The following is an 18049-nucleotide window of genomic DNA, read 5'->3' as shown; positions in this document are numbered from 1 at the left end:
TAACGGCTTCTTTCCGTGTCTGATTCTCTGTTCGTACCGCTCCTTAGCAATTCATCGCGCCGCAGCAGTGGATTACCTGGCCGCTGACATACGACGAAAGATCGGAAGCGAGGAACAGAGCGACCTTGGCAACATCTTCGGGCGTGCCGCCGCGACGCAGAGGAATCTGCTTATACCAGCCCTCCTTAACCTCGTCGGGCAACTTGTCGGTCATGTCGGTAATGATGAAGCCCGGAGCGATGGCGTTGGCTCGGATGCCGCGCGGCCCCATCTCCTTGGCGATCGACTTGGCCAAACCGATCATGCCGGCTTTCGAAGCCGAGTAGTTGCACTGGCCAGCATTGCCGCTGACGCCGACCACCGACGACATGTTGATGATCGAACCGCTCTTCTGACGCGCCATGACAGGCGTCACGGCATGGATGAAGTTGAAAGCCGACTTGAGGTTTACTGTCAGCACGGCATCCCACTGCGCCTCGGACATGCGCATCATCAGACCGTCCTTCGTGATGCCGGCATTGTTGACCAAAATATCGATGCGGCCGAAATCCTTGACGATCTCGTCGATCACTTTGTGGGTCTCCTCAAAATTGGCTGCATTCGACGCATAGCCCTTGGCCTTGACGCCCAGGGCGGCCAACTCGGCTTCGGTAGCCTTGCCGTTTTCGTCGATCGCCAAATCGGTAAAAGCCACGTCGGCGCCCTCGGCGGCGAACTTCAACGCGATGGCCTTGCCGATACCGCGTGCAGCGCCCGTCACGACAGCCACCTTTCCTTCGAGTAATTTCATAGTCTTCAATTTATTTTATCGTTGAATCATTTTGTTTCAGCGACACAAAGGTACGAAAAATATTTTAAATATGTTCGTCGGGGCTATTTTCGTCGAATTTGATTATCTTTACGCATCCGAAACGCCAACACTCAAAAAAACTTACGATAATGAAAAAAGATTCCCGGATTTTCGAGTTGATCGCCGCCGAGCGCAGCCGCCAAATGCACGGCATCGAACTGATCGCATCCGAAAACTTCGTGAGCGACCAGGTAATGGAAGCCATGGGGTCGGTGCTGACCAACAAATACGCCGAAGGCTATCCTGCGGCCCGCTACTACGGAGGCTGCGAAGTGGTCGACCAAGTGGAGAACCTGGCCATCGAACGGCTCTGCCAACTCTACGGTGCGGAATACGCCAATGTACAGCCCCACTCGGGCGCACAAGCCAACATGGCCGTATTCTTCGCCTGCATGCAGCCGGGCGACACTTTCATGGGGCTCGATCTGGCACATGGCGGCCATCTGTCGCACGGCTCGCCGGTAAACATGTCGGGCAAGTATTTCAAGGCCGTAGGGTATCGGCTGGACGAGGCGACCGGACGCATCGACTACGATGCGATGGAACGCCAGGCCATGGAATGCAAACCCAAACTTATCGTAGGCGGCGCCTCGGCCTACTCGCGCGAATGGGACTACAAGCGCATGCGCGAAATAGCCGACAAGGCTGGCGCGCTGCTGCTGGTCGACATGGCCCACACGGCCGGGCTGATCGCCGCCGGGCTGCTCGACAACCCGGTAAAATATGCCCACATCGTTACCTCGACGACCCACAAGACCTTGCGCGGCCCGCGCGGCGGCATCATCCTGATGGGCAAGGATTTCGAGAATCCGTGGGGTCTCACGACCCCTAAGGGCGCCGTCAAGATGATGTCGCAGATTCTCAACTCGGCCGTCTTCCCCGGCATTCAGGGCGGGCCGCTGGAGCATGTGATCGCGGCCAAGGCCGTGGCGTTCGGCGAAGCGCTCGATCCGAACTACAAGGAATACCAGAAACAAGTGCAGAAAAACGCCCGGGCGATGGCCGAAGCCTTCGCCAAGCGAGGCTACAAGATCGTTTCGGGCGGCACGGACAACCACCTGATGCTGGTCGACCTGCGCACGAAATTCCCCGAACTGACGGGCAAACAAGCCGAAAAATGCCTCGTGGCGGCCGACATCACGACCAATAAGAACATGGTGCCGTTCGACAGCCGGTCGCCGTTCCAGACTTCGGGTCTGCGCTTCGGCACGCCGGCCATCACGACCCGCGGTCTGAAAGAAGACAAGATGGGGTATATCGTCGAACTGATCGACCGCGTGTTGAGCGACCCCGAAAACGAGGAGAACATCGCTGCCGTACGCAGCGACGTCAATGCGCTGATGGCCGACTATCCGCTCTTTGCATGGTAATCCGTCCGGACATGGAGGAGATCATCGACTTTTTCCGCCGGCTGAGCGACAACAACGACCGCGACTGGTTCGATGCGCACCGCAGCGAATGGACTCATGTAAAAGCCCGTGCGGCGAAACTTACCGAAGAACTGATCGACGGCATAGCGTCGTTCGATCCCTCGGTGCAGGGCCTGCGCGTGCAAGACTGCACCTACCGGATCGCGCGCGACACGCGCTTCTCGAACGACAAAAGCCCTTACAAGAACTGGCTGGGCATCTTCGTGGCGCCGCATGGCAAGAAATCGGGATATGCGGGCTACTACCTGCATATCGCCCCGAAAGGCGACCGGCTGGTTGGCGAACACATGCTCATTTCGGGCATCTACTGCCCGGATGCCACGCTGCTGCGCTCCGTACGCGAGGAAATCCTCGACAATGGTGCAGAGTTCGCCAAGGCCATTCGTGCAGCCGAAGGGTTCCGGCTTAACACGGACAACAAGCTGAAGCGCATACCCCAGGGATTTCCGGCCGACAGCGAACATGCCGAACTGTTGAAGCAGAAAGACTGGTGCGTCGAACAACCGATCGATGAAAAATTCTTGCTGGCCGAGAATTTCGTGCAACGGGCCGTAGCGGAATTCCGAAAGACGCAAGAGTCCATCGGGATCATCAACCGTGCGGTGCAATATGCCTATGAAGAGATGATGTAAGAAGAAACACCGGTACTACCAAGAAATCGCCCCTGCGCATGATTGCGGCAGGGGCGATTCGTAATTTACAGACGACACCCGAACCCGTTTTCGGGGCGTGCCGGCGTTCAAGAACGGGGCAACCCGCTATTCCACCGTTACCGATTTGGCCAAGTTGCGCGGCTGGTCGACATTGCGCCCCTTGTAAACGGCGATGTAGTAAGCCAGCAACTGCAACGGAATCGACACCACGATCGGCATGAGACACTCGGTAATAACCGGCACCTCGATGCAGTAGTCGGCCGACTTGCGGACATGCTCGTCGCCGCGTGCCGTCACGGCGATGATCTTGCCGCCACGCGCCTTGATCTCCTCGATATTGGAAGCTGTCTTTTCATAGGTATGATCCGGCGTGGCAATCGCCACGGTCGGCATCTCGGCGTCGATCAGAGCGATGGGGCCGTGTTTCATCTCGGCGGCAGGGTAGCCCTCGGCATGGATGTAGGATATCTCCTTGAGCTTCAGTGCACCCTCCAAAGCCGTGGGGTAGTTGTAACCGCGCCCCAGGTAGATGAAATTATGGGCATAGGTAAAAATCTTCGCCAGATCCTTGACCTGGCCGCCCACCTCCAACACTTCGGTAAGCGTTGCGGGCAACTCCAGCAAGGCTTTGGAGACCTCGCGGTAGTAATCCTCCGAAACGGTGCCCTTCTCGCGGCCCACGGCCAAGGCGAGCATCGCCATGACGGTTACCTGTCCCGTGAACGCCTTGGTCGAAGCCACGCCGATTTCCGGCCCGACATGGATGTAGGCACCCGAATCGGTGGCGCGGGCGATCGACGAACCGACCACGTTGCAGATGCCGAAGACGAACGCTCCGGCCTTGCGGGCCAACTCCACGGCGGCCAGCGTGTCGGCCGTTTCGCCCGACTGCGACACGGCGATGACAATATCATCCTTGCGGATGATGGGATTGCGGTAGCGGAACTCCGAGGCATATTCCACCTCGACGGGAATGCGGCAGATCGACTCGATCAAGTGCTCGCCGATCAACGACGCGTGCCACGACGTGCCGCAAGCCACGAAGATGATGCGGCGCGCATCGACGAACTTGCTGCGGTTGTCGATCACGCCCGAGAGTTTGACCTCGTAGGTATCGGCATTGATGCGGCCGCGGATGCAGTCGATCAACGTACCGGGCTGCTCGTAGATCTCCTTGAGCATGAAATGGGGATAACCGCCCTTTTCGAGCTGGGAGATCGAAAGCTGCAACTTCTTGATGTCGACATGGCTTTCGTGGTTGTCGAGCGTGACGACCTTCAAAGGCTTATGCCGGTTGATGACGGCGATCTCGCCATCGTTGACGTAGACGAAATCCTCGGTATATTCGATGATCGAAGCAGCATCGGAACTCAAAAAATACTCGTCCTTGCCCAGACCGACGACCATCGGGCTGCTCTGACGCGCGGCAATGATTTCATCGGGGTTGCTCTTCTCGATGATGGCGATCGCATAGGCGCCGACCACCTGCTTGAGGGCCTGCTGCACGGCTTCGAGCAACGAACAATCGTTGGTCCGGCGCACGTACTCGATCAAATTGACCAACACCTCGGAATCGGTGCTGCTGCGGAACGTATAGCCGTTCTCGATCAAAGCGTCCTTCAACACCCGATAGTTCTCGATGATGCCGTTGTGGATCAACGCGATGCTTTCCGACTCGGAATAATGGGGATGGGCATTGACGTCGTTGGGCACGCCGTGCGTAGCCCAGCGCGTATGGGCGATGCCGATCGACCCGCACAGATCCTTACCTTCGAGGAAATGCTCCAGGTCGGTCACCTTGCCCTTGCACTTGTAGACGTTCAACGCGCCGTCGGCGCCGACCAACGCGACGCCGGCGCTGTCATAACCGCGATATTCGAGCCTGTGAAGCCCTTTGAGGAGGATCGGGCAAGCATCGCGCCCGCCCACATAACCGACAATTCCGCACATATGGTTTCAATAATTGGGGTGCTAAATTAAGAAAAAAATCCGAATTACCCTGCAAAAAGGCCCGAATTCGCATCGAACTCCGGACGCTATTGTGCGAAATATTTGTAAAACAGCGGAATAGTTTCCAAACCCTTATAAAACTGCTCCAGGCCGTAACTCTCGTTCGGCGAATGGATCGCATCTTCGGACAAGCCGAACCCCAAAAGCAACGACTTGATACCCAAAATGGACTCGAAACCGCTGATAATCGGAATCGAACCGCCTGAATAGAACGGCAAGGGCTTGCATCCGAAGCTCTCCTCGACGGCCCGTTCGGCCGCCTTGTAAGCCGCCATGTCGACGGGGGCGACGTAAGGCATGCCGCCATGCAGGAAGCGAACGTCGACCCGGACGCTCGCAGGCGCAATGCGGCGGAAATGCGCCTCGAAAAGCTCGGCGATCTTGCGGTAATCCTGGTGGGGCACCAAACGCATGGAGATCTTAGCCGTGGCTTTCGACGGAATCACGGTTTTCGTGCCCTCGCCGGTATAACCGCCCCAGATGCCGTTGACGTCGAGCGACGGACGCACGCCCGTACGCTCCAAGGTAGTGAAGCCGGCTTCGCCCTCGACGTCGCCGATCTGCAATGCACGCTTGTACTCTGCGATGTCGAACGGCGCCCGGTTGAAGGCGCGGCGCTCGTCGTCGGTCAATTCGCGCACGTCGTCATAGAACCCGGGGATCGTGACCCGGCCGTTTTCGTCGATCAAGCCTGCGACCAACCGGGCCAGCACATTGGCCGGATTGGCGACCGCACCGCCGAAGAGTCCGGAATGCAAATCCTTGTTGGGGCCGGAAACTTCGACCTCCATATAAGTTAATCCGCGCAACCCGCAGGTTATGGAGGGAGTATCCATCGACAACATCGAAGTATCCGACACCAGGATGATGTCGGCGGCGAGCAACTCCTTGTGCTCCTCGCAGAAGCCGTAAAGACTGGCCGAGCCGATCTCCTCCTCGCCCTCCAACATGAACTTGACGTTGCAAGGCAGCGAACCGGTGGCGCACATCGCCTCGAACGCCTTGGCGTGCATCCACAACTGCCCCTTGTCGTCGTCGGCACCGCGGCCCCGGATGCGGCCGTTCTCGATGACCGGCTCGAACGGCTCCGTACGCCACTCCTCGCGCGGGTCGACCGGCATCACGTCGTAATGACCGTAGACCAGGACGGTTTTCGCCTTGGGGTCGACGATCTTCTCGGCGTAGACCACCGGATTGCCGTCGGTAGGCATCACATCGGCCCGGTCGGCCCCCGCCTTGACCAGCGCGGCGGCCAACCATTCGGCACACCGCTGCATGTCGGGCTTGTGCTCCGACACGGCGCTGATCGACGGAATGCGGAGCAATTCGAACAATTCGCTAATAAAACGATCTTTATTCTGGTCTATATAAAGTTTTACTTTGTCCATATCGCACGAAGTTTCAGAGGTTGCAGATCGTTTTGATTTCGGCGATGAACCGCTGGGCCAACGCGTCGGCTTCGGCCATCGATTTCGCCTCGGTATAGATGCGGATGATCGGCTCGGTGTTGGACTTGCGCAAATGCACCCAACTATCCGCAAAATCGATCTTCACGCCGTCGATATCGTTCACATTTTCACTTGCATATTTAACCCTTACCTCATGCAACACTTTATCTACATCGATCGCCGGAGTCAGGGCGATTTTATTCTTCGAAGCGAAGTAGGCCGGATAGGTGGCCCGCAGTGCGGTCATGGTCGTATTTTTCGAAGCCAGCCAAGTCAAGAACAGCGCCGTGCCGACCAACGCATCGCGGCCATAGTGCAATTCGGGGTAGATCACGCCGCCGTTGCCCTCGCCGCCGATCACGGCGCCGACCTCCTTCATCTTGGCCACCACGTTTACCTCGCCGACGGCCGAGGCATGGTATCGGCCGCCGTGACGCTCCGTGACATCGCGCAAAGCACGCGACGAGGAAAGGTTAGACACCGTATTGCCGACCTTGTGCGACAAGATATAATCAGCCACAGCAACCAACGTATATTCCTCGACGAACATGCTGCCGTCCTCGCTGACGAACGCCAGGCGGTCGACATCGGGATCGACCACGATGCCCAAATCGGCTTTTTCACGCACGATGACCTCGGCGATTTCGGTAAGATTCTCGGGCAGCGGCTCGGGGTTGTGGGCGAATTCGCCGGTAGGGTCGCAATTCAGTTCGACCACCTCGCAACCCAACTCGCGCAACAAACGCGGCATGACGATGCCGCCGACCGAATTGACTGCATCGACGACGACCTTGAACCGCCGCCTGCGCACGGCCCCGACATCGACCGAGGGCAATGCCAACACACGCCGGATATGCTCGCCATTGAAATCCTCGCGCGAAACGACATGACCGATGCCATCGACAGCGGGGTAATCGAAATTCTCCTCCTCGGCCAAGGCCAGGACACACTTGCCCTCGGCATCGGAGAGGAACTCGCCCTCGGAATTGAGCAACTTCAAGGCGTTCCACTGCCGAGGATTGTGCGACGCCGTGATGATGATGCCCCCGTCGGCCTTGCGGTCGATGACCGCCATCTCGGTGCCCGGCGTAGTGCACAGACCGACGTCGATCACATCGACCCCGCATGCCAACAACGTGCCGATGACCAGATCGGCGACCATTTCGCCCGAAATCCGGGCATCGCGGCCTACGACTATGGTAAGTTTTTTGCCCGCATGGCCACGGGCGATGAATCGGGCATAGGCCGTAGTAAACTTCACAACATCGGGCGGCGTGAGATTTTCGCCCGTGCAGCCGCCTATGGTGCCGCGGATGCCCGAAATGGATTTGATAAGCGTCATATTCGAACGGTTTGCTGTTACAAAATCGGATACCTATAATAAATGAAAAATTCGCGTCGAAGTTTTGTTATTCGATGTAAATATATTACTTTTATGCCAATTATAAAAATCAAAAAACCGACAATTATGCGTACCATCCCCGCTTCCGAATTGATAATCAACGACGACGGATCGATTTTCCACCTCCACCTTCGCCCCGAGCAACTGGCCGACACCGTGATTCTGGTCGGCGATCCCGGCCGCGTGGCCCTCGTAGCCGAACATTTCGAAAACATCGAGTGCAACGTGTCGAACCGTGAGTTCAACACCGTGACCGGCACCTACAAGGGTAAACGCCTGACGGTGCTGTCGACCGGCATCGGCATCGGCAACATCGACATTTCGGTAACGGAACTGGATGCGCTGGCCAATGTGGATTTCGCCACGCGCCAGGAAAAAGCCGAGAAAAAACAACTTACGCTGGTGCGTCTGGGCACATCGGGCGCCATACAACCCGACATCAAAGTGGGCGACTTCCTTTTCTCGCGCACCTCGGTGGGCTTCGACGGTCTGCTGAGCTACTACAAGGGCCGCGACGCAGTTTGCGACCTGGAGCTGGAAGAAGCCTTTGTGAAACACACCGGCTGGTACGAGAAGATGCCGCGTCCCTATTTCATCGATGCGGACAAGACGCTTTTCGAACACTTCAAGGATTCGACGGTCGAGGGCATGACCATCGCGGCACCGGGATTCTATGCACCGCAAGGCCGCTGGGTGCGACTCGAACCCCATGACGCCCGGCTGAACGAGAAGATCGAATCGTTCGACTTCAACGGCCGCCGCATTACCAACTTCGAGATGGAAGGCTCGGCACTGGCCGGGCTGGCCGCCCTGATGGGCCACCGGGCTGCCACGATCTGCACCATCATCGCCCAACGCATCGCGCTGGACGCCTGCACGGACTACAAACCGTTCGTGCAGAAGATGATCGCCATGGCGCTGGACAAACTCGCGGCCCTGTAAAGAACACCCTGAACGAGAAAAAACCATAACAGAATAAACAGAAGAAAACGTATGAAATTTTCAGTATCCAGTTCTGCACTGCTTTCGCTGCTGGCCACCACCGGTAAAGTCATCAGCAACAAAAATACGCTGCCCATCCTCGACTATTTCTTGATGGAACTCCAAGGCGGCGAACTCAAAGTGACCACCTCCGACCTGGAGACGACGCTCGTCGGCTCGATTCAAGTCGACAGCGTAGAGAGCGAGGGCACCATCGCCGCACCGGCCAAACTGATGCTCGACTCGCTGAAAGAATTCCCCGAAATGCCGCTGACGATCGACGTGAACGACAAAAACTGGGAGATCAAGATCAACTGGAAAAGCGGCTCGCTCTCGATCCCGGGTGCCAGCGCTGTAAGCTATCCCGCCGTGCCGCAGCTCAGCGCCGAGAAGAAAGAATTGAAGCTGGATGTCGACACGCTCGTGGCCGGCATCAACAAGACGATCTTCGCGACGGCCGACGACGAGCTGCGCCCCGTGATGAACGGCATCTACATCAGCCTGACGCCTGGCGCCCTGACGTTCGTCGGCACCGACGCCCACAAGCTGGTAAAGTACGAATCGGAAATGGAGAACGAAGTGAACGCCTCGTTCATCCTGCCCAAGAAACCGGCCAACCTGCTCAAGTCGGTGCTGCTCAAGGAAGACGACGCCATCGAAGTGGCCTTCGACTCGAAAAACGCGCTCTTCAAGCTCAAGAGCCACACGCTGGTCTGCCGGCTCATCGAGGGCAACTATCCCAACTACAACGCCGTGATTCCGGACAATAACCCCAACAAGGTGCTGGTGGACCGCATCGAGCTGCTGAACGGCATCAAACGCGTGGCCGTCTGCTCGAACCCCACGACGAACCTTATCCGCATGGACATCGCCGACAACAAGATCGCACTCACGGCGCAGGACATCGACTTCTCGGTATCGGCCAACGAAACCATTTCGTGCAGCTACGACGGGCAGCCTATTTCGATCGGCTTCAAATCGACGTTCCTGGTCGAAATCCTGGCGAACATGGAGACCCCGACCGTGATGGTGGAACTGGCCGACTCGACCCGTGCGGGCGTGTTCAAGCCGGTATACGACGAGAAACAGACCAACTCGTCGCTGATGCTTCTCATGCCCATGATGATCAACGCTTAAGCGGGCGCATATGAAGCTCAACCTGAAGCGGCCGATCGTCTTCTTCGACCTCGAAACCACGGGCGTAGACGCCTCGAAAGATCGCATCGTCGAAATCTCGATGGTCAAAGTCATGCCCGACGGCGAAGAGATCGTGAAGACCCGGCGGATCAATCCGGGAATGCCCATTCCGCCCGAAGCGACAGCCATACACGGCATTACCGACGCCGACGTGGCCGGCGAACCCAAGTTCGCACAGATCGCCCGGTCATTGGAACAATTCATCCGGGGCTGCGACTTCGGCGGATTCAACTCCAACCGCTTCGACCTGCCGATGCTGGTCGAAGAATTCATGCGTGCAGGCGTCGAAGTCGACGACTTCAAGCGCCGCAAGTTCATCGACGTGCAAAACATCTTCCACAAGAAAGAACAGCGCACGCTGGTGGCGGCCTACAAATTCTACTGCGACAAGGAACTCGAAGACGCCCACTCGGCAGAAGCCGACACGCGCGCGACCTACGAAGTGCTCAAGGCGCAGCTGGAACGCTACGACGACCTCGAAAACGATGTCGATGCGCTGGCTGCTTACTCGTGCCGTGCAGAATCGGCAGACTATGCCGGGCGCATTCTCTATGACGAAAAGGGCCAGGAAGTATTCGGATTCGGGAAATACAAGGGGCGTTCGGTTGCCGAAGTGTTCCGCATCGAACCGAGCTATTATGCCTGGATGATGAACGGCGATTTTCCGCTCTACACGAAGAAAGTAATTACGGAAATACGCATGCGCGAGAAAATGCAATGACCATGAAACGATTCTGTGCGGCGATTCTGCTTACGATCGGATGGCTGTGCGCCGCCTTGGCGGCCGAGAAATCCGGTACGATCGTCTACATCAACGGTTCGAAATACTATATCCACACGGTACAGCCCGGCGAAACGCTCTACGGACTGGCCAAGACCTATGCTGTGGCCGAAAAGGCGATCGTGGCGAACAATCCGTCGGCGGCCGAAGGGTTGCAGGCCGGAGCAAGTCTGAAAATTCCGTTCGTTGCCGACGTTGCGGAACAACAATCCGAGAAGAAGCTCCGCAAAAAATTCGACATGCACTATGTAGCCAAGGGCGAAACCCTCTACGGCGTATCGCGCCAATATGAAATCCCGATTCCCACCATCATGGAGGACAACCCGTCGCTCGACCCGATCCACCTGCGGCCCGGCGAACGGATTCTGATCCGCAAGAAGCAGATCGGCTCCGAAGATGCGGCGGACATCCAGGCCCAATGGGAGCGCTACCGCGCCTCGCTCAACAGCGTGGCGGCTCCGGGCGATGCCTACCACATCACAGCACCGGGCGAGACGTTCTACTCGCTATCCCGGCGCTTCGGGATCAGCGAAGCCGAATTGTCGCAGCTCAACGACGGCCTGCAACCGGCCGACCTGAAAGCCGGGGCCATGCTTCGGGTTCCGGCCCAAGCCGCCGTAACGCAACACCCCGATGCCGACACGCTGGGCACCGACACTCCGCAGCCCCAGGCACCCGATCCGTTCGCCGACCGGCAGGTCGAGGAAGTCGAATTCCGCGCCCTGCACCCGTCCCAGACCCTGAACATCGCCCTGCTGCTGCCGCTGATCAAAGAAGACAGCACGGTAAACAACAATTACATCGAATTCTACCAAGGGTTCCTCCTGGGGCTGGACAGCGTAAAGCTGCGGCACGGTCGGTCGGTCGACCTGACGCTTTTCAACACGGGCCGCAATCCGAAGAAGATCGAAGAAATCGTGGAAACCGACGAATTCCGAAAAGCCGACCTGATCGTCGGGCCGATTTACGAAGAAGGCATCTACCCGGTAGTGCGGTTCGCCGAGCAGAAAGGGATTCCGGTGGTATCGCCCCTGGCTCATATCGAACGCATGAACAGCGACGTGCTGTTCCAGCTGGCGCCCGACCCGACGACCAAATATGAAAAGGCGGCGGAACTGCTCTGCGGAGACCGCAAGGTAACGCTAATCTACACGGACAACACCGATGAAGAGTATGAAGCGGAAATTCTGGCCCTGCTGGGCGACAAGGAATACCGCACGCACAAATACAGATACGAACACCCCAACGACATCGCCCGCCGCGGCCCCTATTCGGTCAGCCCGGCCGACCTGACGCGTCTGCTGCACAACGACAAGCAGAACGTGTTCGTCATCATGGCGGACAACGAAATCGACGTGGATCGGATTCTGGCGGCGATCGCTTCGGCCGACACCAGCATTACCACCCGCACGAACACGGTGCCCGACTTCGTAGTGCTGGGCAATGCGCGCTGGAACCGCTACAACAGCATCGACCGGACGATGTTCTTCAAGGACAGGGTAGTATTCATCCCGACCTACCACGCCAAGCGCGACACCGAAAAGGTGGTCATGTTCGACGGAGCCTACATCCGTGCGTTCGGCGCCCTGCCTACGCTCTATTCCTACCGCGGCTACGACACGGCCATGATCTTTGCCCCGGCGATGTACAACGACATCGAATACGATCTGGAAGGCCGCCGCTACACGCCGCTGCAAACCTCCTACATTTTCCGCCAGGGAGAAGGGCGCCATACCCACATCAACAGCAACTGGACTCGGGTGGACTATCGATCCGACTTTACCATAACCATCGAATAGAACGACATGGGAACTTTGAACAACGGAATTCCCGAAAAAACCATCGAACGCCTGAGCGAATACCGCCGTACGCTGCTGGCGAGCCACCGCCAGGGCATCACGCACATCTTCTCGCATGTGCTGGCCGGCATCCACGGAATCACGGCCGTGCAGGTGCGTCGCGACCTGATGCTGATCGGATTTTCGAGCGACACGAAGAAAGGCTACGACGTCCAGGTGCTGATCGACTACATCGGCAAGATCCTGGACAGCCCGACCCCGATGAACATCGCCGTACTGGGCATGGGACACCTGGGCCAGGCCATTACGAAATATTTCAACGGCAAGGGACTGAATCTGAAGATCACGGCGGCGTTCGACATCGACCCCGAAAAAGTGGGCAAGACCATCGACGGCATTCCGTGCTACCACATGAATGCGTTCGAAAGCATGGTCGAGAACAAGGACATTTCGATCGTGATCGTCTCGTCGCCGACGAAAGTCGCGCCCCAGCTGGTCGTGCCGATCATCAATGCGGGCATCAAGGGGGTGCTGAACTTTACCTCCACGCCGCTGAACTTCCCGCAAGGCATCGTGGTGGAGAACTACGACATCACGACCCTGCTGGAAAAAGTCGCCTACCTGGTCAAGGAAAACGACAACTCGAATCCTTGATCCGATGCGCATCTTCCAAGGCTTCGCCTCGCTTCCGGACTTCGGACGCGCCGCCGCGACGATCGGGTCGTTCGACGGCGTGCACGCGGGACATCGCGCCCTGCTGGAACGGCTGACGGACGAAGCCCGTGCGACCGGCGGCGAAAGCGTGGTGCTGACATTCGAACCCCATCCGCGCATAGCGCTGGGCCGCGCCTACGGGCTGCGTCTGCTGACGCCGCTCGACGAAAAGATCGAACTGCTGGCCCAAATCGGCGTGGATAACTTGATCGTGATCCCATTCGACCGCTCGTTCAGCGCACTTTCGGGCCGCGAATTCATCGAACGCTACATTTGCGGGACGGTGGGGGCCGAGACGCTGATCGTAGGCTACAACCACCGGTTCGGCCACGACCGGATCGGCGCAGACGAAATCGAAGCCCAAGGCATCATCCGGGTCGTACGGGTAGCCGAATGCCGCGTCGACGACCGCCATGTCAGCTCCACGGTCATCCGCCGCCTGCTCGACGAAGGCAGAGCCGAGGAAGCCGAACGGCTGCTGGGGCACAGCATAAGAAAATCATAATCGGAGACTCAAGACGGCAGCGATGCCCCCGGGCTGCCAAAAACAAATTCCGGATCGGAGCAATCGTGAATAAAAAAAGATATGAATTCTTTCGACTGTCATATCCGCGTGTGGTACAAACACACAGACCAGATGGGTATCTGCCATCACTCGAACTACATCTGCTACTATGAAGCGGCACGGAGCGAATGGATGCGCGCCCTGGGACTGCCGTTCGCGGAAGTCGAACGCCGCGGCATCATGATGCCGATTCTGGAAGTGCGATCCAAGTATCTGCGCCCTGCGCACTACGACGAACTGCTGACCGTACGCATCATGCTTGAAGAACGTCCTACGGCCCGCATCACGTTCAACTATGAGATCTACAACGAACGCGGCGAACTGCTGAACACGGGCATGACGCAACTGGGGTTCATCCACAGCGACACGCGCCGTCCCTGCCGCTGCCCGGAATGGTTTCTGGAACTGCTCGACGCAAAAAAATAGCCGTCTCGACAGTCATGCCGCTTCCCTTCGACAAAAAAAAGAGAGGCGGAAATATTCGCCCCTCTTTTCAGTACTTTTCAAGACTCCGGCAGCGGGTTATTTCTCGATCAGAGTGATCGACCGCTGGATGAAGTCCGTCAGGTTCTTGCCCTTGAGCATGCCGTTGGTCAGCAGCGCCAAGTCGATGATCTGCCGCACCAGCCGGTTGTCGCTGCCGATCTCCTTCAAACGCTCGTTACGTTCGTCGCGCAAGGTAACGATCTTCTTGGAAAGATCTTCGCGCGTCGACTTCTCCTCGGCGCTCAACTCCTCCTCCTTTTTGCCTTTGACCACTTCGTCGAAGCGCTTCTCCTCGTTCACGGCCGCGTCGATCTTCTTCGTGATGGTCTTGAGCTTGTCGCCGTAGGCTTTCTCCACGTCGGACAAAATATCGATGACGATCGGGTGATTGGCATTCACGGCAATGGTAAAATTGTCGGGCATCTGACCATAGAACTGGCTCATACCGCCGCCTCCGACCTGGGCCATCTCTTTCATGCGGCGCATGAACTCGTTTTGAGTGATGACAACCGGAGCTTCCTCGGGCGCCATGGCCTCGAACGAAATGTTGTAACGGATTTTCTCGTCGACGGGCATCTGGCTTTCGAACACGGGCATGAGAATCTCCTGCTGCGCCTCGGTAAGCGCCATTTTGAGCTGCTCGTCTTTCTGAATCAACTTGTCCACCACGTCGCTGTCGACCCGCACGAAACGAGTACCTTGGTTCTTCGACTCGTACCAATTGATGTAGTGATTGTCCAGCTGGCCGTTCATTTCGAGCACGTCGTAACCCTTGTTGCGGGCCGCCTCCAAAAACGTATGCTTCTCCTCGGCATCGTCCACATAAAGGAACACCAGATTCTTGTTCTTGTCGGTCTGGTTCTCCTTGACCAGATCGGTGTACTCCTTGGGCGTGAAATACTTGCCCTCGACGTTCTTCCATAACATGAAGTCCGTGGCTTTCTCCGCGAACTTTTCGTCGGTAAGGATGCCATACTGGATGAAGATTTTCAGATCGTCCCACTTGGCCTCGTAATCAGCCCGCATGGTGGAAAACAACTCCTGCAAACGGTCGGCAACCTTGCGGGTAATATAACTGGAAATCTTCTTCACGTTGCTGTCGCTCTGAAGATAACTGCGCGAGACGTTCAACGGAATGTCGGGCGAGTCGATCACGCCGTGCAACAGCGTGAGGTACTCGGGCACGATGCCCTCGACCTGATCCGTGACGTAGACCTGGTTGGAATAGAGCTGGATCTTGTTTTTCTGAATCTCGAAATTGTTGCGGATTTTCGGGAAATAGAGGATACCCGTCAAGTGGAACGGGTAGTCGATGTTCAGATGGATATAGAACAACGGATCGTCGCTCATGGGGTAGAGTTCGCGGTAGAACTCCTTGTACTGCTCCTCGGTAATCTCGGTAGGCTTGCGCGTCCAGAGCGGATCGATATTGTTGATGACGTTGTCCTTGTCGGTGTCGACATACTTGCCGTCTTTCCACTCCTTGACCTTGCCCGAAACGATGGGCACAGGCAAGAAACGGCAATACTTACGCAACAAATCGTCGACTTTCGACTGCTCGGCGTATTCGAGCGCATCCTCGGAGAGGTGCAGCACGATCGTCGTGCCGCGGTCGCGCCGCTCGTCCAACTCCTCCATGTCGAACTCGGGCGTACCCTCGCAACTCCAATGCACAGCCTTGGCACCCTCCCGGAACGACTGCGTAAAAATCTCTACCCGGTCGGCGACCATGAACGAAGAATAGAAACCCAAACCGAAATGGCCGATGATAGGCTGGTTCTGGTATTTGGCCATGAACTCCTCGGCTCCCGAAAAAGCGATCTGATTGATGTATTTGTCCACCTCGTCGGCCGTCATGCCGATGCCGCGGTCGGTTACCGTCAGCGTTTTTTTCTCCTTGTCGACCGCGACTCTCACGGCCAGGTCGCCCAACTCGCCCTTCATTTCGCCGATCGACGAAAGGGTCTTCAACTTCTGGGTAGCGTCGACAGCATTGGAAATCAACTCACGCAGGAAGATTTCATGGTCTGAGTAAAGGAATTTCTTGATCACGGGAAAGATATTCTCCGTCGTAACTCCGATTTTTCCGTTTTTCATAGTTTTATCGTTCGTTTTCAAGCACTTTAACATCCAGGCTGTCCCCTTTGGGAACTCGGAGGCGCATATCCGGCACACCAGGGCAACCCCATGCGGCAGATGCGCCCGTCTCTATTTCTTTTGCACAAACGGTGTGCCAACGCCCGCAGTCTGCCAGAATGGCAGAAGGGACTGACAAAGAGCACGAAAATCAACCGTTCCGCCCCCTATTATGACCGATCCGACGAGGGACGAAGCAAGGAGCACACGAGAAAGCGAAGCGATCGGGAACAAAAAGACCGCCCGAAAACGGACGGTCTCCTATAATGACCTTGCGTCGTACAGGGGTTACTTTACGTACAACCGGAACTTCATCCGCCATTTGTCGCCGGGAGCGACGGCCTGGAATCCGGCAGCCGCAGGATCGGCGGCATTGGGGGCATTGGTCGTCCACGACTGCGGCTCGGGACAGCAATAGGGCACCTGTCCGCCATTGTTCCAGATCGTCCAATAAGTCGTCTGCCCATCGACCTCGTAGAACGTGCGGACGCCGGTCTGCAAGTTCTCGACCAAGGCCCCGCGGAACGGCTTGCCGTCGACGTCGATCTCGTGCAATGTGAACCCGGCCTCGATGGCCTCGCAACCGGTCACACGCAAACCGCCGTCGCGCAACTTGGCGAACTGCCCGGACAAGGGCAGCGTCTTGCCGGTCGGCAGATTACGGTCGTTCAACTCAACCTGCTCGCCGACCGCGACACGCATCACGTAATCGGCATCGCTGCCGCCGGCGAACGGAATGCGCAACGGCGTATGGAACCCGACGCCGACGGGCATCGGCGTGCGGCTGCGGTTGGCCAACACGACCTCCTGCTCCAACCCCTCGGCCGTGAGCCGATAGATGATCTTGCACTTGAACTCGTGGGGAAAATCGCGGAAAATAGCGTCGCAAGCGGCGTTCGAATAGAACCGGCACTCGATCAACACCTCGCTATCGGTCTCGACGGCTTTCGACACCACGAACGGCTGGCTCTTAAGGATGCCGTGGTGGTAGTTGTGCTCTTTCTCCACCGTGATGGGGTAGCGGTATGTGCGCCCGTCGAACGTATAGCACCCGTCCTCGATCCGGTTAGGCGGAAAGAGGATCGGAAGCCCGAAAATCTGGGGCCGGCTGCAAAAGGTCTCCACCTCGTCGGCCGCGGGCGTACGCAACATCTCGACCCCCAACCGGATATTGGCCAGACGCACCAGATTGGCGCCGACCGACGGAACGAGCAGCGCCTCGTAATCTCCTTTGGAGAACTCCACGGCCCGCAAACCGTGGAAATCGACACAACGGATCATCCTACAAGAGATTTTCGATCTTGGACTTCAAAACATCCTTGGACACGGCGCCGACCTGCTTGTCGACCACCTCGCCGCCCTTGAGGAAGACGATCGTGGGGATGTTGCGCACACCGTATTTCATGGTGATGTCGTCGTTGTCCTCCACGTCGCATTTGCCGATGACGACCTTACCCTCGTACTCGGCGGCCAATTCGTCGACGATGGGGGCGATCATACGGCAAGGGCCGCACCATTCGGCCCAGAAATCGATGACCACAGGCTTCTCCTGCGAAACGATCTGCTGGTAATTGTCTTTGTTGATTGCTAAAGCCAT

16 protein-coding genes are annotated in these 18049 nt (G+C 57.4%); 9 read left to right on the top strand and 7 right to left on the bottom strand.

What is annotated here, in order from left to right; translation table 11 throughout:
• Positions 1-43: 43 nt before the first annotated feature.
• Positions 44-790: a 3-oxoacyl-[acyl-carrier-protein] reductase gene (gene fabG / locus QZ298_RS00410; protein ID WP_296004560.1), complete on the bottom strand. Its 747-nt coding sequence runs from the start codon at positions 788-790 to the stop codon at positions 44-46.
• A gap of 149 nt (positions 791-939) precedes the next feature.
• Here fabG and glyA point away from each other — a divergent pair, with 149 nt between their 5' ends.
• Both glyA and QZ298_RS00400 read left to right on the top strand, forming a co-directional pair.
• Positions 940-2220, top strand: a complete 1281-nt coding sequence (glyA, locus tag QZ298_RS00405; protein WP_296004559.1) for a serine hydroxymethyltransferase — start codon at positions 940-942, stop codon at positions 2218-2220.
• Complete coding sequence (locus QZ298_RS00400) at positions 2214-2912, top strand: DUF2461 domain-containing protein (RefSeq protein ID WP_296004557.1); 699 nt, start codon at positions 2214-2216, stop codon at positions 2910-2912. The genes glyA and QZ298_RS00400 overlap by 7 nt, the downstream gene beginning before the upstream one ends.
• A 126-nt stretch (positions 2913-3038) precedes the next feature.
• Here the strand turns inward: QZ298_RS00400 and glmS are convergent, their stop codons facing one another.
• From glmS to glmM, 3 genes are all read right to left on the bottom strand, one after another.
• Positions 3039-4883, bottom strand: coding sequence for a glutamine--fructose-6-phosphate transaminase (isomerizing) (glmS, locus tag QZ298_RS00395; protein ID WP_296004556.1), 1845 nt, complete (start codon positions 4881-4883; stop codon positions 3039-3041).
• 86 nt (positions 4884-4969) lie between these two features.
• Positions 4970-6331: a dipeptidase gene (locus QZ298_RS00390; protein ID WP_296004554.1), complete on the bottom strand. Its 1362-nt coding sequence runs from the start codon at positions 6329-6331 to the stop codon at positions 4970-4972.
• 13 nt (positions 6332-6344) lie between these two features.
• A complete protein-coding gene (gene glmM / locus QZ298_RS00385; protein WP_296004551.1) occupies positions 6345-7733 on the bottom strand; it encodes a phosphoglucosamine mutase in 1389 nt (462 codons plus the stop codon).
• A gap of 123 nt (positions 7734-7856) precedes the next feature.
• Between glmM and QZ298_RS00380 the strand changes: the two genes are divergently transcribed.
• From QZ298_RS00380 to QZ298_RS00350, 7 genes are all read left to right on the top strand, one after another.
• On the top strand, positions 7857-8735 hold the full coding sequence (locus QZ298_RS00380) for a nucleoside phosphorylase (protein WP_296005123.1): 879 nt from the start codon (positions 7857-7859) through the stop codon (positions 8733-8735).
• A 51-nt stretch (positions 8736-8786) separates the two neighbouring features.
• Positions 8787-9911 carry a DNA polymerase III subunit beta gene (dnaN, locus tag QZ298_RS00375; RefSeq protein ID WP_296004550.1) on the top strand — a complete coding sequence of 375 codons (1125 nt, stop codon included), beginning with the start codon at positions 8787-8789 and terminating at the stop codon, positions 9909-9911.
• Positions 9912-9921: 10 nt separating this feature from the next.
• Positions 9922-10692 (top strand): 3'-5' exonuclease, encoded by a 771-nt coding sequence (locus QZ298_RS00370; RefSeq protein WP_296004548.1) that lies wholly within the window; start codon positions 9922-9924, stop codon positions 10690-10692.
• A 2-nt stretch (positions 10693-10694) separates the two neighbouring features.
• Positions 10695-12551, top strand: a complete 1857-nt coding sequence (locus QZ298_RS00365) for a LysM peptidoglycan-binding domain-containing protein (protein ID WP_296004546.1) — start codon at positions 10695-10697, stop codon at positions 12549-12551.
• Between the two features lie 6 nt (positions 12552-12557).
• A complete protein-coding gene (locus QZ298_RS00360; protein WP_296004544.1) occupies positions 12558-13205 on the top strand; it encodes a redox-sensing transcriptional repressor Rex in 648 nt (215 codons plus the stop codon).
• Between the two features lie 4 nt (positions 13206-13209).
• Positions 13210-13770, top strand: coding sequence for an FAD synthetase family protein (locus tag QZ298_RS00355; RefSeq protein ID WP_296004542.1), 561 nt, complete (start codon positions 13210-13212; stop codon positions 13768-13770).
• Between the two features lie 81 nt (positions 13771-13851).
• Positions 13852-14256: a thioesterase family protein gene (locus QZ298_RS00350; protein WP_296004540.1), complete on the top strand. Its 405-nt coding sequence runs from the start codon at positions 13852-13854 to the stop codon at positions 14254-14256.
• Between the two features lie 96 nt (positions 14257-14352).
• Here QZ298_RS00350 and htpG read toward each other — a convergent pair whose 3' ends face one another.
• The 3 genes from htpG to trxA form a co-directional block, all read right to left on the bottom strand.
• Positions 14353-16413 carry a molecular chaperone HtpG gene (gene htpG, locus QZ298_RS00345; RefSeq protein ID WP_296004538.1) on the bottom strand — a complete coding sequence of 687 codons (2061 nt, stop codon included), beginning with the start codon at positions 16411-16413 and terminating at the stop codon, positions 14353-14355.
• A gap of 327 nt (positions 16414-16740) precedes the next feature.
• Complete coding sequence (locus QZ298_RS00340; protein WP_296004535.1) at positions 16741-17733, bottom strand: aldose 1-epimerase; 993 nt, start codon at positions 17731-17733, stop codon at positions 16741-16743.
• A 1-nt stretch (position 17734) separates the two neighbouring features.
• Positions 17735-18049, bottom strand: coding sequence for a thioredoxin (trxA, locus tag QZ298_RS00335; RefSeq protein WP_296004534.1), 315 nt, complete (start codon positions 18047-18049; stop codon positions 17735-17737).

Origin of the sequence: uncultured Alistipes sp. (genome assembly GCF_910580175.1) — a bacterium.
Lineage (GTDB): Bacteria > Bacteroidota > Bacteroidia > Bacteroidales > Rikenellaceae > Alistipes.
Note: the sequence above shows the minus strand (reverse complement) of the source record. Positions and strands in the feature narration are given on the sequence as shown.

Coding starts and splice junctions, on each gene's coding strand:
- fabG (WP_296004560.1), bottom strand. CDS start 790: ATGAAATTACTCGAAGGAAAGGTGGCTGTCGTGACGGGCGCTGCACGC.
- glyA (WP_296004559.1), top strand. CDS start 940: ATGAAAAAAGATTCCCGGATTTTCGAGTTGATCGCCGCCGAGCGCAGC.
- QZ298_RS00400 (WP_296004557.1), top strand. CDS start 2,214: ATGGTAATCCGTCCGGACATGGAGGAGATCATCGACTTTTTCCGCCGG.
- glmS (WP_296004556.1), bottom strand. CDS start 4,883: ATGTGCGGAATTGTCGGTTATGTGGGCGGGCGCGATGCTTGCCCGATC.
- QZ298_RS00390 (WP_296004554.1), bottom strand. CDS start 6,331: ATGGACAAAGTAAAACTTTATATAGACCAGAATAAAGATCGTTTTATT.
- glmM (WP_296004551.1), bottom strand. CDS start 7,733: ATGACGCTTATCAAATCCATTTCGGGCATCCGCGGCACCATAGGCGGC.
- dnaN (WP_296004550.1), top strand. CDS start 8,787: ATGAAATTTTCAGTATCCAGTTCTGCACTGCTTTCGCTGCTGGCCACC.
- QZ298_RS00370 (WP_296004548.1), top strand. CDS start 9,922: ATGAAGCTCAACCTGAAGCGGCCGATCGTCTTCTTCGACCTCGAAACC.
- QZ298_RS00365 (WP_296004546.1), top strand. CDS start 10,695: ATGAAACGATTCTGTGCGGCGATTCTGCTTACGATCGGATGGCTGTGC.
- QZ298_RS00360 (WP_296004544.1), top strand. CDS start 12,558: ATGGGAACTTTGAACAACGGAATTCCCGAAAAAACCATCGAACGCCTG.
- QZ298_RS00355 (WP_296004542.1), top strand. CDS start 13,210: ATGCGCATCTTCCAAGGCTTCGCCTCGCTTCCGGACTTCGGACGCGCC.
- QZ298_RS00350 (WP_296004540.1), top strand. CDS start 13,852: ATGAATTCTTTCGACTGTCATATCCGCGTGTGGTACAAACACACAGAC.
- htpG (WP_296004538.1), bottom strand. CDS start 16,413: ATGAAAAACGGAAAAATCGGAGTTACGACGGAGAATATCTTTCCCGTG.
- QZ298_RS00340 (WP_296004535.1), bottom strand. CDS start 17,733: ATGATCCGTTGTGTCGATTTCCACGGTTTGCGGGCCGTGGAGTTCTCC.
- trxA (WP_296004534.1), bottom strand. CDS start 18,049: ATGGCTTTAGCAATCAACAAAGACAATTACCAGCAGATCGTTTCGCAG.